The sequence below is a fragment of the Escherichia sp. TC-EC600-tetX4 genome (genome assembly GCF_019356055.1).
Taxonomy (GTDB): Bacteria; Pseudomonadota; Gammaproteobacteria; order Enterobacterales; family Enterobacteriaceae.
Window position 1 is genome coordinate 2,498,325 of the sequence record NZ_CP079924.1, and the last position, 13,901, is coordinate 2,512,225.

Consider the following 13,901-nt stretch of genomic DNA (forward strand, 5'->3'; position numbering starts at 1 on the left):
TGATTCCTTTGCTATACGTTTTGCCAGAAGGCCGATAACCGCGGCCAGGTGAGTGATTCCGTTGAAGGCAACAGTAATTGCGCCCCGGTTAAGCCCGCGCCGATCCCCACCGAGCGCATACCGCTGGCGTTAATGGCGTCAATGCCCGCCTGCGCATCTTCAATGCCGATACATGCCTGCGGCGGCACGCCCAGCCCTGCACAGGCGGCGAGAAAGATTTCCGGGTCCGGTTTCGAGTTTTTAAGTTGGGAAGCATCCGCGCAGAAGGTGAAAAACTCGCGCAGCTCCAGCGCCGCTAAAATCGTCGGCGCATTCAGGGAGACAGAAGCCAGCCCAACCGAGATCTGCTGTGCACGGAGATCTGCCAGCAAAGAGCGAATGCCGGGTAGAACAGCGTTGACCGTCAACTCGCGTAGTGAGTGGACATAGAGCAGATTTTTGCGATACGCCAGTTGCGCCCTCTCCTGCGAGTTAAAGTCGCCCTCTTTGCCCCCGTGTTGCAGAATGCGCCGCAGAGACTCATCGCGGCTGATCCCTTTTAGGGATTCGTTAAACTGCGCATCAATGCTGATGCCAATTTCAGCGGCAATCTGCTGCCACGCCTGGAAATGCAGATGCGCGGTATCGGTGATTACACCATCCAGATCGAAAATTACCCCTTGCAGTTTCATTCATCCTCCTGATGTTTGGTAGCGGTCCCATTGAAGGGCAAAATAAAATCACCCAAACAGAAAACAGATTCTTCAGCCACGGTTATAAGCTGACCGTTCAAACGCAGTGAAACGGGCGCAGAAGTTCGAATCGCAATACGCTGCGCGTCAAGAGTGACCTGTAATTCGCAGCCCTGCCAGAACAGAGGGAAAGACAACTGTTGCCACTGCTCAGGTAACGCCGGATTGAGATGCAATTCACCGTCACGCACGCTCACCCCGGCAAAACCCTGAATCGCCCCCAGCCAGATAGCGCCAGTTGCGGCAGCATGGATACCATCATCACAACTATGCGGATCAGCACCAAGATCGATTTCAGTCCCCTCGCGCCAGAACTGATAACTTTGGGTCAGCAGGCCACAGCGTGCGGCAACAATGCCGTGGATTGCTTTACTTAATGACGAGTCGTGAATAGTGCGCGGTTCATAAAATTGCAGATTGGCAAGACACGATGCCGCTGAGAACTGCTCCGGCAGCATGTAATTGAGCATCACCACATCAGCTTGTTTGAGGATCTGCATCTCGTTCACTTCTGCGCGTGAATAATCCAGCAGTATGGTTTGCTTCCCCGCCGCCGCTTTGTATTTCGCCAGATTAATCGCCGGCTTAGCCATAAACGAATCATCCTGCGGCAAAACGCCGTCGGGCTGAATTTCTGGCATCCATAGCTCTTTGAGGAACATTTCGGCGCGATGGATAAACGCATCGTCGCTACAGCCGAACTGGCGGGCAATATTCAGCGCCTGTTGAACGTTGTAGCGGGCCATATAGCTGGTGTATGCATTATTATTGACATGTTCGGTATATTCGTCTGGCCCAATAACATCATGAATTTCCAGACGATCGTTAACTCTCACCGCGCGGCTAATCCAGAACTTTGCCGTCTCCAGAAGTAGCGCCATGCCTTCATGCGCAATGAAACTTTCATCCCCCGTGGTCTGCCAGTATTGAATAACCGCCCAGGCGATATCGGCCACCAGATGATGTTCCGCCTGCGCCGAGGCCACTTTTTGCCGCAGCCCGGTGCGAATGTTAATGGCGGCAAATTCCGGCGTCTCTTCTTCGCCGCTGCGCGCGCTTTCCCACGGAAATAGCGCGCCCTGCCAGCCGTTGCGTCGCGCTTTCTCCTGCGCGCCTGGCAAGTTGTGCCAGCGATAACGCAGTAAACTTCGGGCAACCGTCGGATCGCTAAACAGATGAAACGGTAACAAAAATACTTCTGTATCCCAGAAAACGTGGCCTTTGTAGCCTTCGCCGGTTAAGCCTTTTGCCGCAATGCTGCTGCGCTCGTCGTGGGCAGGCGTCATGATGCGCAGATGATAAAGCGCATAATCTAACGCTTGCTGATCGTGCGCTTCGCCGCCATTTACCGTGATACGACGTTTCTGCCACCATTGACGCCAGTTTTCTGTTGATGCTGCAAGAAGTTGGTCGTAACTCTGCTGCGCGCACATTTCAAGCTGGCGAAGCGACGCGCTGCCCCACTCGTCTAAAGCAGCTTGCCTGTCATCCCGCCAGTCGATCCACACCAGTTTTTGCAACGTCATTGTCTCGCCTGCATGAAGCTGCGCACTGGTATGTTGCAGTAAACGGCGCTCTTTGGCGGTATAGCATTGCTGCACATCACCGCTCACCTTACAGCAACAGCTGATGGCCACATCACTGCGTCCATCCTGGGTGGTGTAGCTCCCCTGCATCAGATGCTGACCAAACACCCGCACCTGGGTTTCGTCGAGATGTTGGCGACCGTGATTGGTTTGCGTGGCGTCAATGCCTGTTGAAATCAGCACTGACGCGTCGGCGTCCAGTGGCGTAATAGTGATTTCCAGCGCAATGAGCGGCAGTTGGTCTGCCGAAACAAAGCGACGGCTGGCGATGGTGTAACCTGAGCCGTTGCTGGTACGCCAGACAACATTGCGGCGTAATTCGCCACTGGCAAAGTCAAGCTCACGCTGCCAGGCTTCGTGGGATAACGAGAAAACCTCACCATTTATGGCAATCTCCATCCCCACGACATCAGGCAGGTTCACCAGTTCGTTGATTTCACCTTTTCCCGCCCGATGATACAGCCCCGCCAGATACATCCCTCGCGTCTGGCGCGTGTAATCTTCTTCATGGCTGGCGCGAAGCCCAAGATAGCCGTTCCCCTGCGCCATCAGCGATGCATACTTGTTCAGGGTATGCTGGCTGAAATGGGGTTCTGATAACGTTACTGGCCTGGTCATAATTCCACACGCGTCCCTGTTTCTGCGGATTGATACAACGCCGCCACCAGTTGCTGGATGATGTACCCCTGCTCGGCGTCGGCTATCATCACGGGCTTGCCCTGTACGTGATTGATAAAGGCTTCCATGCTGCGCAAATGGCGGTTGTCGTCTGCTATTTCCCGTTGCATCAGCGTCATTAATTCACCGTTGTTATCGGTGTAGATATGTGCTGGAAACAGCGTCGCACCAGCTTTATCACCACAAAAGCTGACGTTCATAATCGACTGTTCGCGGATGTTGAGTGCAAATGACGTTTCCAGCCACAGAATGCCGCCGTTATGAAATTCAATGGTGCCAAACAGCGAATCTTCGACGCTGTAAGTTGCCGGATCCCACTCACCAAATTGACCACAGCTCTTTTGCGTGCCGATCTTTTGAAAGCTATGCGCATTCACGCTTTTCACCGCCGGAAAGCCCAGCACATACATCGCAGCATCCAGCATATGAATGCCGATGTCGATCAGCGGGCCACCACCCTGCAGTTCTTTATTGGTAAAGACACCCCAGCCGGGAACGCCGCAGCGACGCAGGGCGCGGGCGGTGGTAACGTAAATCTCTCCCAAAACGCCGTTGGTCACCTGTTCACGCAGCTGTTGCGTATCGAGCGCAAAACGATGGTGAAAGTCGTAGGCCAGCACCTTGCCCAGTTTGCGCGCGGTATCGCACATTTCCCGCGCCTGTTCTGGCGTCATGGCGGGCGGTTTTTCGCACATCACATGGCAGCCCGCTTCCAGTGCCATCAGGGTATGTTCGTAATGAAAACGGTTAGGTGAGCAGACGCTAACCACATCAGGTTTCACCGCCAGCAGCATGGCCTGCGGATCGTCCCACACGGATGCATTCCCGTATTTTTCTGCCAGCGCCTGCGCCTGGGAAAGGCGGCTGTCACAGACAGCCACCAGTTCCAGATCGTTGCGGGTGCAGTAGTACGAAGCATGAACCTTATCCGCCACCTGGCCTGCGCCTATTATCGCGACCCGCAGCGGAGAGCTTGTCATTGCACTTTTCACAAAGACCTCTTAGCAGGTACGCAACCAGGCCAACGAATCACGGTACGCCTGGGCAGGATCTTCCGCCCGGATACGCCCTTCGTACACTACATAGCCCTGATAGTTATCCGCGCGCAGCTGTTCAAACAGCGCGTGGAAATCCAGGGTGCCGCTGCCCGGCTGGTAGCGATGGTTATCCGCAATATGCACATGACCGAGCAGGTCGCGGTTGTCATGCAGCGCCTGCGCCAGGTTATCTTCTTCGATATTCATGTGATAGAAATCGCCGATAATCTGTACATGTTTAAGATCGTTTTCGACGATGTAACGGCGGGCATCGGCGAGGGTGTTGATCATATGATCCTGATAGCGGTTTAACGGTTCGAGATACACCACGGTTCCGGTACGCGCGGCGACCTGTTCCAGTACGCGCAGGGAATCACTCACCATTTTGCGGTCGCCGTCCAGGCTACGCGGCGAGGTCATCGGCGGTAAGCGGAAGGTAAACATGCCCCACGCAGCCGGAACGACGATGCCTTTACCGCCCACTTCTGCCAGCGCTTCGAGAATGCGCTCGATCTGCTTTAAGCCATTAAGACGACGCTCTTCGATAAAGTCGCCAATCCATCCGTCATAGCCACCGCAGGCGGTGGTCACCGGTAAACCGGTTTCTTTGATCGCCGCTTTGACTTCTTCGATGTTGTTAACCAGCAGTTTGCCGTCAATCTCAAAACCATCGAAGCCCATCTCTTTGATATAACGAAATTTCTCCAGAATGTTTTCCGGAAAGAACGCCTGATTCTGTGTGCCGATTTTCATTTTTTTCATTCCTTTGAATTAAAACGTAACGCCCATTTTGATGCTCTGTTCCGGATGCTGGTCGACATACTGCATATAGCTTTCCGGGCTATTGGCAAAGGTCACCACCGGGTCGATTAAATCTTCGCAATTGAGATAACCGTTCATCAGCAGTTCCCAACAGGTTTCTTCAATACGCTTGCGGCTCCAGCGCGGATAATCCGGGTTCGGTTCGCTGCACGCGCGAGAGAAGACAATTTTGGCGTTATTGAAATGCGCTTCGCGTCCGAGGTTAAAACCTTCGGCAAACGGCTTGGCAAACGCGACATAGGAGATGGTGCCGCCATAAGCCAGACCGCGGAGCGCCGATTGCAGCGCGTCGGCGTAGCCGCTGGTTTCGATAATCACATCGGCACCCTGCTTGCCGGTCAGCGTTTTGATCTCTTTACCTACATCAGTGCCGATGGGGTTAAGGCAGAAATCCGCGCCGTGGCGACGGGCAATATCACAGCGATGGGCGATAGGATCGACGCCAATCACCACAGAAGCGCCAGCGCGTTTAGCCAGTTGGATGGCAATTTGACCGATTGCGCCAAGCCCTACCACCACCACAAAATCCCCTACGCGCACGTTGGCATCGCGCACGCCGCTCATGGCAAACTGCGCCGGGTCGTAGCAGACGGCGTTTTTCCAGGAGCTGCCTTGCGGCATTTTGCGCAGCTTGTAGTTATTCACTGCGTTAATGATGACCGTCTCGGAGAGCGGGCCGTAGCCGCATACGCTGTCGCCCACCGCGTAGTCGGTAACGTCGCTGCCGCACTCGATAATGTCGCCAACCACCATGTTGCCAAGCTGGAATTTGCCAAACTCAATGCCGCGCGGCGCATCTGCCGGACGCGGAGTGAACATCTGCCATTCGCCGTTAAAGTCTTCATCAATAAACGGGCTGGCGGCGCGGAAGTCGACCACTTCCGTTCCGTGTTTCGGTGCGCCGAAACGCACGCGGATCTTCACTTCATTAGCTAAAATCGCCCGATCTTCATACTCAACCAGCGCAGCAACACGCGGTGCTGTGGCTACTAACTTTTTCATTTAAAACTCCTTGTAAAGAAACTGGCCGCTTTAGCCCTTCACGCCACCGGCGGTCAAACCACTCTTAATAAAACGTTCCGAAAGCGCATACATAATCACCACCGGCAATGCGGTCACCAGTGAGGCCGCCATCATCCGTCCCCAGATGTAATCTGGCGTACTGAACAGCGCGTTCAGGCCCACCGGTAAGGTGAAATTGCTGGCGCTGGAGAGGAAAATCGACGCAAACAGATAGTCGTTCCACGCCACCATAAAGCAGTAGACGAACACGGATATCAGCCCGGACATCGCCAACGGCACGGTGATGCGGAAGATAATTTGCAGACGGTTGAGGCCATCCATCATCGCCGCTTCTTCGATCTCATCGGGGATGGTGTCGAAGTAGCTTTTCAGCATAAACACGGCGGTGGGCAGAGTTTGCGTCACCATGGTGATGATCAGCGCCATCTCAGTGTCGTAAATGCCAAGCGCGGTGATGATTTTGAAAAGCGGCACCACCAGCAAAATGCCAGAGAACATATACACCGTGTAAAAGCTGGCGTTGATGGTCATCCGACCTTTAAAGCGCAGGCGGGAAAGCGCGTAAGCCCCAAGAATGCCGAGGAATACCGCCACCACGGATGAAACCACAGACACCACCAGACTGTTACGGAAGTAGTCGACAAACGGGAAAATCATCGGGTTAAAAATGTCGACGTAATGCTCCAGCGTCCACTGCTGCGGCAGCAGCGTAGGATGCAGTGAGATCGCCTCTTTCGCGCCCTTGAACGAGGTCATCAGCATCACAAAAAATGGAAACAGCGTGATGATGAGAAACAGCGCCAGCCCGCAGTAAAAACCGATGCGACTGAGTGTGCGTTTATTTGTTGCCATTGAGGTTCACCCGTTTCCTGGTCAGCAGAATGACAGCGAAAATAATGATGAAGAGCACCACCGAGATCGCCGCCGCTTTTCCTAAATCATTAAAGGCAAAGGCGGTTTTGTAGAGATATACACCGAGAATATCGACCTTGGTCGTCAGCAAATAAACATCCGCGAACATGTAGAACATCCAGATGGTGCGCAGTGTCACCACCGTCGCCAGGACCGGCATAATTGCGGGCAGCGTGACGATACGAAACCGTTGCCAGGCATTAGCGCCATCCATCTCTGCCGCTTCGTACAGCGATTTGTCGATGGTCTGCAAAATCGCCAGAAACGAGATAAAGGCATACGGGAAGTAGCGCCAGATGGCGAACAGCACCACCAGCACAAAGCTACTGCCCGGATTATCGAACCACAGCGGTGCCTGCTCATAGAGATGCAGAAGATCGACGCCGAGGTAGTTAACAATGCCGTAGCCGTTGTTGAACATGTATTTCCAGGCGAACACCAGCGAAATGGACGGCGTTACGTAGGAGAGGATCACCAGCGAACGCGCGGTTTTGCGCAGGCGGAACTCGCGGTTGAAAAACATCGCCACCGCCAGCCCGAGCACGGTGCTGCCCGCCACCACCAGCGCGGTATACCAGACCGTCATCCACAGCGAATGCCAGAAGCCGGGATCGGAGAGGATACGCACATAGTTGCTCACCCCAACAAACGTTGACTCGATGTTGGGATTGAGCGGCAGACGTAAAAAACTGATTTCGATATTCGACACCATCGGCCACGCCACCAGACCGCCCAGCAGTAATAAGCTGGGCGCGAGAAGCAGCAGCGCAAAGGGCATATCGGAACGACCTGAAAAAAGCCTGTTCATTGCGGATTCCTGTCCTGGGTTTAGTGCTGTTCGATCAGTTCATCCAGTTTTTTCTGGCTCGCTTGCAGCGTAGTAGAGAGATCGGCTTTACCCACGGTGACGTTATGCACCATTGAACTCACCACGCCAGAACCCGTCACATCACCCATGCGGGTAAAGTTTTTATCCCCTACTGCGCCAAAAACCTGAATATTTGGCAGTTCACCGATTAGCTGATTCGGTAGTTCACCCAGCGCCTTAATAACGTCGTTGTCTTTCCAGGTGGCGGTAGTCACCACCGCTTTATTCACCGGCAGCGCAGCACCTGGCGACATCATCACCCAGTCGGCAATGTTGTCTGCCTGCTCCATAAAGGTGACAAATTTTTCTGCTGCTTCCGTCTCTTCGGTCTTTTGCCCGGCGGTAATGGTCAGCGAGGTCAACATGCCGTAGACCGCAGAGTTTTTCTCGGTTGGCACCACGAAACCGACGTTTTTCGGGTCGCCTTCTTTAATCACAGCCGGAAGGATATAGGTGGAGTAAATCGCCATCGGCGCGGTGCCGTTCATAAAGGCGTCTTTCACTTCCATGATGTCGTTAGAACCCGGCATAGTGTTGGCAGTAAGGTCGCGGTAATAGGTCAGTGCCTGCATCATCTCTGGTGTATCAAGGGTGATTTTGCCTTCGGCGTTAAAGACGTTAGCCTGGTTGGATAACGCAAACTGGGAGAAGGATTGTTCCGTCAACACGCTTTCTGCTGTAGGCAGCGCAATGCCGTATTTTTTATTCGCCGGGTCATTCAGTTTCTGTGCAACGTCCAGCAGCTGTTGCCAGTTTTTCGGCTCCTCAAGCCCCGCTTTTGCCAGCACATCTTTGCGATACCAGATACCGCCAATCCAGGCGCTGACAGGAACACCGGTCCATGCGCTACCATCTTCGGTACGCACAATACGCAGTACGCCATCGTAAAACGCGCCTTCACCAACGTTGCTGATGACTGTGGCAACCGCTTTGCGATCGATAAGCTGCTCTTTGTCCATCACTTTGGCGTAGTCATGGCTGGTTTCGATCACTTCCGGCAGCGAACCGCTACGTGAAAGAGTAATGACTTTAGTGTTATAGGCATCTTCTTCCACGGGCACTTGCTTAACGGTGATGCCAGGGTTTTCTTTTTCAAAACGGGCAATCAATTTACTGATAACGGCCTGGCGCTCCTGCTCCACCGAAGAATGCATAAATTCGATGGATACATTCGTTTTATTTTCTTCTTTACAGCCTGAAATCAGGGCGCATGAAACCAGTGCTGATAACAGCACGATTTTTGATTTAATCATGAGATGTTCCTTTTTATTTAATCCACATAACCTGCCAGGGGCGCAGCGTTATTTCATTACCCAATATATCAACTTCACTAATCAGATCCCGACCATGCAGATTAGTAATATTTACATGCTGAATATTTTTACTGACATTAAACAATCCAGTCAGACAATTACCATCAGCGTTACTTCTTGGAATACGCATTACGGATGAATTAATCGTATCAATGGTAAAATTATTATCCGGATGAAACTCGTTATGGCTGCGACGAAGTGTAATTAAACGCGACAACTCATGATATACCGCATGCCTTAATGTAGCTTCATCGTTCAGTTCTCGGGTTATCTCTTTACTGTGATATTTTTTACGGTTAATCGCACGGTTATATCCGAGTTTTTCGACACCTGCGTAATCATTACGCGAGCCAAGAATACTTTGAATATATATCGCTGGCACACCGGGGAAACTTAACAAAATCGCATGGGCAAGGATAAACCTGGCGCAACGTTCTTCATCGCTACTCTCACGGCGGCTTAACGCATCCATATAGGTCACATTTATTTCATACGGACTGCGTGTACCGTCGGGATTATTTTTCCAGTTTACTAATGCACCTTCCTGCTGTAACGCCTCGACCAGCTCTAATATTTCGCTTTCAGGCAACAAGCCCCGTAGCGGGTTTAGCCCGATGCCATCGTGAGAGGCGAGGAAGTTAAACCAGGTGGTGTTGCTGGAAGGTAGTGTCAGGTTTTGCGCCCACGCACAAAGCGCCTCAACGTTCTGTTTTTGCACCGCATGCAGCACCAGTGGCGGCAGCGAGAACTGGTACACCATATGTGCTTCGTCATCGCCTGCGCCAAAGTAAGCAATGTTGTCTTTATGCGGAACATTGGTCTCGGTAATGATCACTGTACCTGGCGCAACGTTATCAATAATCGACCGTAACAGTTTGATAATCAGATGTGTTTTTTCCAGATGGATGCAGCTTGTTCCCGGCTCTTTCCACATAAAGCCAACGGCATCCAGGCGGACATACTCAGCACCTTTCGCAAGGTAACAGAGTAAAACATCCACCATCGCCAGCAACACTTCAGGGCTACGGTAATTCAGGTCAATTTGATCGTCACTAAAGGTGGTCCATAAATGGCGCGTTGAATGATCGCGCATCTGGAATGGCGTTAATAACGGTAACGCACGCGGGCGAGTGACGGCGCTGAGATCGGTTTGCGGGTCAACGGCAATAAAAAAATCTTCAAAACCTGGATGCTGTTGTAAATAGTTTTTAAACCATTCACTTTTTGCCGACATATGGTTGCAGACAAAATCAAACATTAAATGACTGCATTCACCGAGTTGCTGAATATCCTGCCACTCCCCCGCTTCACTGGCGACCTGATGATAATCAATTACCGAAAAGCCATCATCAGATGACCATGGATAAAACGGCAACAAATGAACATGTGAAAAAATGCTTTGCAGCCATTGATGGTAAAACTGATTAAATGTGGGTAATGGTTTTAAATCATTGCTGTGAAATTGATCGGCATAGGTAATTAACACGACATCACTTTCATCCCAGTGTTTTTTACGTCGCTGTGTAATTAATCGTTTCGCACTCTCAAGACGCGTTACAAGTTTCTGTAAATGAGTTGCGGTAAATGTTCCACCGTAGATTTCGTCCAGGTAATCCGTAATTTTCTGTTTCATGTTGCCTTTCCGTGGTAGCGGTCCCATGAAACGAGAGACTACTCCGCAGAAAATAAACTGTCAATTGAGCACAAGGGTTTTAGTCACGCAGGAAATCATTTTTTACCAGGGAAAAAGCGTATTTGTGAGCTGACGCAAATAATCTATGGGGATGTAAATAAGGTGTGACAGAAAAAAAAACGGCGCATAAGCGCCGCTCATGGTGAATTCTTTTAACCTTTGACCTTCGGCATTGCGATGTCTTTCAGGCCACCGGCGTTCTCAACGTGGGTATATCCCATCTCGCTAAGGATCTCTTTTGCTTGCCCTGACTGGCGTCCGGCATTGCAATACACTTTCACGGTGTCGTTTTTATCCGGAACGGCGGTGGCAATGCGCTCTTTCACTTCCTTCAGGGGAATATTGATGGCCCCCTGAACGTGCTCTTGCTGATACTGCTCTGGAACACGAACATCGATCCAGTGTTCAGCGGCGAAAACGGGCAGTGAAAACACCAGTGCCAGAGCAAGTAAGCCTTTTTTAAACATGTAAGCGTCCTTCTATGGATGAAAATTGCCATCCATTATACGCCTGAGATTTAACAATTTTTGCGAAACTCCCCTCACCTTTTATAACGCTGTGCCAGTTTATTAGCAGCCCGACTTAACAGCGGTTCCAGCGCCACAGCCAGCAACATTTTCAGCGGTCGGCGAGCAACTGATTTTATCGCCCAGCCCGCCACACCCGCCGGGCCATAGCGCAGTGCGGTAAGAAGTACCAGCTTGCCTGCTAATTTGAAACCAGGCTTTACCTTTTGCCCGGCCTGTTGCCAGCGAGTATTCATAACTTTCCTCACAGTTGACGGAAACGGCTACGTAACGTGAAAGTATCGGAAGTGACATAACGTTCCATCTCGCGTAAACGCGTTTCACTTGCCGCCAGTTCACGGTCGACTTCATCCAGCAATTCGCTGCTGGAAGGTAGCTGCTCACCAAAGGCCATGTTGTCCGGCATTGGATCAAGCGCAAATGACAAAATGATGTAAGCAACCAGGGTAAACAGCGCCAGACCGAAGAAAATCGACAGCACCACCAGGATACGCACCAGTTTTACCGGTACATCAAAATAGTTGGCAATCCCGGCGCAGACGCCGCGGACCATGCCCTGCTGTGGAATACGCCATAATTTTTTATTGAGATTAATGCCCGCCATTAGCGATCCCTCCAGTTCGGATGTTCTGCATCAAGAATAGATTCCAGCGCCTGAATACGTTCGCGCATCCGTTTTGCTTCATCAGCCAGTTGCGCTAATCGCTGCTGCTCACTTTGCGACAATTCACTGCGACCAGAACGATTGCTGTAATGCAGCCATAACCAGATCGGTAAAACAAACAGCACAAAAATGGTTAACGGAATAGCCAGAAATAGCGCGCTCATAAGTACTCCTTAGACGATGAGCGGCGGCGCGTTCGGACGCCGCCTGGATGTTATTATTGATTGTCTTGCTTCATTTTGGCTTTTAATTGTGCCAGTTGTTCGCTGATTGCATCATCGGCTTTCAGTTCGGCAAACTGATCGTCCAGCGATTTTTGTTTACCGAAGCTGTGGCTTTCTGCTTCCGCTTCCATCTGGTCAATACGACGTTCGAAAGATTCGAAACGAGCCATTGCTTCATCCAGTTTGCCACTGTCCAGCTGACGACGCACATCGCGCGACGAGTTTGCCGCCTGATGACGTAACATCAATGCCTGCTGGCGAGCGCGTGTTTCGCTCAATTTGTTTTCCAGCTCGCCAATCTCTTTCTTCATGCGTGCCAGCGTATCGTCCACCAGCGTCACTTCATGTTCCAGGGACTTAATCAGATCGGTCAGTTTCTGTTTTTCAATTAACGCTGCACGTGCCAGATCCTCTCTCTCTTTCAGCAGCGCCAGTTCGGCTTTTTCCTGCCATTCAACCTCACGCGCCGACGCTTGTTCAATACGGCGAGTCAGCTGTTTCTTTTCTGCCAACGCGCGCGCCGAAGTAGAACGTACTTCAACCAGTGTATCTTCCATCTCCTGGATCATCAGACGAACCAGTTTCTGTGGATCTTCCGCTTTCTCTAACAGAGCGTTGATGTTGGCATTCACGATGTCGGCAAAGCGAGAAAAAATACCCATAATGTTGTCCTCTTGATTTCTGCGTTCAGGATTGTCCTGCTGAACTGTTAATACAATTTGCGTGCCAATTTTTTATCTTTTTGATTTATAAAGATCTGATTGAAGAATCAACAGCAACATGCCAGGATGAGTTAGCGAATTACACTAACAAGTGGCGAATTTCATCATGGCAGAATACAAAGATAATTTACTTGGTGAGGCGAACAGCTTTCTCGAAGTGCTGGAACAGGTTTCGCATCTCGCACCGCTGGACAAACCGGTGCTCATCATCGGCGAACGCGGCACCGGTAAAGAGCTGATTGCCAGCCGCCTGCATTATCTCTCCTCCCGTTGGCAAGGGCCGTTTATTTCCCTTAACTGCGCGGCGTTAAATGAAAATCTGCTGGATTCCGAACTGTTTGGTCACGAAGCGGGGGCGTTTACCGGTGCGCAAAAACGTCATCCAGGGAGATTTGAACGTGCCGACGGCGGTACGCTATTTCTTGATGAACTCGCTACGGCACCGATGATGGTGCAGGAGAAATTATTGCGCGTGATTGAGTACGGTGAACTGGAGCGCGTTGGCGGCAGCCAACCATTGCAGGTGAATGTGCGGTTGGTATGCGCGACGAATGCCGATCTCCCGGCGATGGTCAATGAAGGCACTTTTCGCGCTGACCTGCTCGACCGACTGGCTTTTGATGTTGTACAACTGCCACCACTGCGCGAGCGCGAAAGCGACATAATGTTGATGGCAGAATACTTTGCCATCCAGATGTGTCGGGAAATCAAGCTGCCTCTGTTCCCGGGGTTTACGGAGCGCGCCAGAGAAACATTGCTGAATTATCGTTGGCCGGGAAATATTCGTGAATTGAAAAACGTGGTGGAACGTTCAGTGTATCGCCACGGCACCAGCGATTATCCGCTTGATGACATCATTATTGATCCCTTTAAACGGCGTCCGCCTGAAGACGCTATCGCCGTTTCAGAAACCACCTCGCTTCCAACACTGCCGCTGGATTTACGTGAGTTTCAGATGCAGCAGGAAAAAGAGTTGCTGCAACTCAGTTTGCAACAAGGGAAATATAACCAGAAGCGCGCGGCTGAATTACTGGGGTTAACTTATCATCAGTTCCGCGCGTTGTTGAAAAAGCACCAGATTTAGCGAAGTTGAGCAATACA

The 13,901-nt window shown here is 51.4% G+C and carries 15 protein-coding genes; 1 reads left to right on the forward strand and 14 read right to left on the reverse strand.

Translation table 11 applies throughout. The features are described 5' to 3' along the window. Window positions 1-11: 11 nt before the first annotated feature. The 14 genes from pgmB to pspA form a co-directional block, all read right to left on the reverse strand. A complete protein-coding gene (pgmB, locus tag KXD89_RS12070) occupies window positions 12-671 on the reverse strand; it encodes a beta-phosphoglucomutase (RefSeq protein ID WP_000775794.1) in 660 nt (219 codons plus the stop codon). Further along, complete coding sequence (gene ycjT, locus KXD89_RS12075; RefSeq protein ID WP_000198036.1) at window positions 668-2,935, reverse strand: kojibiose phosphorylase; 2,268 nt, start codon at window positions 2,933-2,935, stop codon at window positions 668-670. The genes pgmB and ycjT overlap by 4 nt, the downstream gene beginning before the upstream one ends. Further along, on the reverse strand, window positions 2,932-3,987 hold the full coding sequence (locus KXD89_RS12080; protein ID WP_001395397.1) for a Gfo/Idh/MocA family protein: 1,056 nt from the start codon (window positions 3,985-3,987) through the stop codon (window positions 2,932-2,934). The genes ycjT and KXD89_RS12080 overlap by 4 nt, the downstream gene beginning before the upstream one ends. A gap of 9 nt (window positions 3,988-3,996) precedes the next feature. After that, window positions 3,997-4,785, reverse strand: a complete 789-nt coding sequence (locus KXD89_RS12085) for a sugar phosphate isomerase/epimerase (protein ID WP_000690229.1) — start codon at window positions 4,783-4,785, stop codon at window positions 3,997-3,999. An 18-nt stretch (window positions 4,786-4,803) separates the two neighbouring features. Then, window positions 4,804-5,856 (reverse strand): zinc-binding alcohol dehydrogenase, encoded by a 1,053-nt coding sequence (locus KXD89_RS12090; protein WP_000737347.1) that lies wholly within the window; start codon window positions 5,854-5,856, stop codon window positions 4,804-4,806. Between the two features lie 30 nt (window positions 5,857-5,886). Further along, complete coding sequence (locus KXD89_RS12095; protein WP_000224659.1) at window positions 5,887-6,729, reverse strand: carbohydrate ABC transporter permease; 843 nt, start codon at window positions 6,727-6,729, stop codon at window positions 5,887-5,889. Then, window positions 6,716-7,597 (reverse strand): carbohydrate ABC transporter permease, encoded by an 882-nt coding sequence (locus tag KXD89_RS12100; protein ID WP_001080790.1) that lies wholly within the window; start codon window positions 7,595-7,597, stop codon window positions 6,716-6,718. The genes KXD89_RS12095 and KXD89_RS12100 overlap by 14 nt, the downstream gene beginning before the upstream one ends. A 20-nt stretch (window positions 7,598-7,617) precedes the next feature. Continuing rightward, window positions 7,618-8,910 carry an ABC transporter substrate-binding protein gene (locus tag KXD89_RS12105; RefSeq protein ID WP_000597466.1) on the reverse strand — a complete coding sequence of 431 codons (1,293 nt, stop codon included), beginning with the start codon at window positions 8,908-8,910 and terminating at the stop codon, window positions 7,618-7,620. 13 nt (window positions 8,911-8,923) lie between these two features. Beyond that, complete coding sequence (gene ycjM / locus KXD89_RS12110) at window positions 8,924-10,603, reverse strand: glucosylglycerate phosphorylase (RefSeq protein ID WP_000810499.1); 1,680 nt, start codon at window positions 10,601-10,603, stop codon at window positions 8,924-8,926. A gap of 212 nt (window positions 10,604-10,815) precedes the next feature. After that, window positions 10,816-11,130 (reverse strand): thiosulfate sulfurtransferase PspE, encoded by a 315-nt coding sequence (gene pspE, locus KXD89_RS12115; RefSeq protein ID WP_000473109.1) that lies wholly within the window; start codon window positions 11,128-11,130, stop codon window positions 10,816-10,818. Window positions 11,131-11,204: 74 nt separating this feature from the next. Beyond that, complete coding sequence (gene pspD / locus KXD89_RS12120; RefSeq protein WP_001295585.1) at window positions 11,205-11,426, reverse strand: phage shock protein PspD; 222 nt, start codon at window positions 11,424-11,426, stop codon at window positions 11,205-11,207. An 8-nt stretch (window positions 11,427-11,434) separates the two neighbouring features. Continuing rightward, window positions 11,435-11,794, reverse strand: coding sequence for an envelope stress response membrane protein PspC (gene pspC / locus KXD89_RS12125; RefSeq protein WP_000907387.1), 360 nt, complete (start codon window positions 11,792-11,794; stop codon window positions 11,435-11,437). Then, window positions 11,794-12,018 (reverse strand): envelope stress response membrane protein PspB, encoded by a 225-nt coding sequence (gene pspB / locus KXD89_RS12130; RefSeq protein ID WP_001274963.1) that lies wholly within the window; start codon window positions 12,016-12,018, stop codon window positions 11,794-11,796. Before pspB ends, pspC begins: the two co-directional genes overlap by 1 nt. Window positions 12,019-12,071: 53 nt before the next feature. Next, window positions 12,072-12,740: a phage shock protein PspA gene (pspA, locus tag KXD89_RS12135; RefSeq protein WP_000511025.1), complete on the reverse strand. Its 669-nt coding sequence runs from the start codon at window positions 12,738-12,740 to the stop codon at window positions 12,072-12,074. A gap of 166 nt (window positions 12,741-12,906) precedes the next feature. Here pspA and pspF point away from each other — a divergent pair, with 166 nt between their 5' ends. Continuing rightward, complete coding sequence (pspF, locus tag KXD89_RS12140; protein ID WP_001301108.1) at window positions 12,907-13,884, forward strand: phage shock protein operon transcriptional activator; 978 nt, start codon at window positions 12,907-12,909, stop codon at window positions 13,882-13,884. Window positions 13,885-13,901: the final 17 nt, after the last annotated feature.

Excerpts from the sequence above, each read along its gene's own strand:
- pgmB (WP_000775794.1), bottom strand. The coding sequence starts at position 671 with ATGAAACTGCAAGGGGTAATTTTCGATCTGGATGGTGTAATCACCGAT.
- ycjT (WP_000198036.1), bottom strand. The coding sequence starts at position 2,935 with ATGACCAGGCCAGTAACGTTATCAGAACCCCATTTCAGCCAGCATACC.
- KXD89_RS12085 (WP_000690229.1), bottom strand. The coding sequence starts at position 4,785 with ATGAAAATCGGCACACAGAATCAGGCGTTCTTTCCGGAAAACATTCTG.
- KXD89_RS12090 (WP_000737347.1), bottom strand. The coding sequence starts at position 5,856 with ATGAAAAAGTTAGTAGCCACAGCACCGCGTGTTGCTGCGCTGGTTGAG.
- KXD89_RS12095 (WP_000224659.1), bottom strand. The coding sequence starts at position 6,729 with ATGGCAACAAATAAACGCACACTCAGTCGCATCGGTTTTTACTGCGGG.
- KXD89_RS12100 (WP_001080790.1), bottom strand. The coding sequence starts at position 7,597 with ATGAACAGGCTTTTTTCAGGTCGTTCCGATATGCCCTTTGCGCTGCTG.
- KXD89_RS12105 (WP_000597466.1), bottom strand. The coding sequence starts at position 8,910 with ATGATTAAATCAAAAATCGTGCTGTTATCAGCACTGGTTTCATGCGCC.
- ycjM (WP_000810499.1), bottom strand. The coding sequence starts at position 10,603 with ATGAAACAGAAAATTACGGATTACCTGGACGAAATCTACGGTGGAACA.
- pspE (WP_000473109.1), bottom strand. The coding sequence starts at position 11,130 with ATGTTTAAAAAAGGCTTACTTGCTCTGGCACTGGTGTTTTCACTGCCC.
- pspD (WP_001295585.1), bottom strand. The coding sequence starts at position 11,426 with ATGAATACTCGCTGGCAACAGGCCGGGCAAAAGGTAAAGCCTGGTTTC.
- pspC (WP_000907387.1), bottom strand. The coding sequence starts at position 11,794 with ATGGCGGGCATTAATCTCAATAAAAAATTATGGCGTATTCCACAGCAG.
- pspB (WP_001274963.1), bottom strand. The coding sequence starts at position 12,018 with ATGAGCGCGCTATTTCTGGCTATTCCGTTAACCATTTTTGTGCTGTTT.
- pspA (WP_000511025.1), bottom strand. The coding sequence starts at position 12,740 with ATGGGTATTTTTTCTCGCTTTGCCGACATCGTGAATGCCAACATCAAC.
- pspF (WP_001301108.1), top strand. The coding sequence starts at position 12,907 with ATGGCAGAATACAAAGATAATTTACTTGGTGAGGCGAACAGCTTTCTC.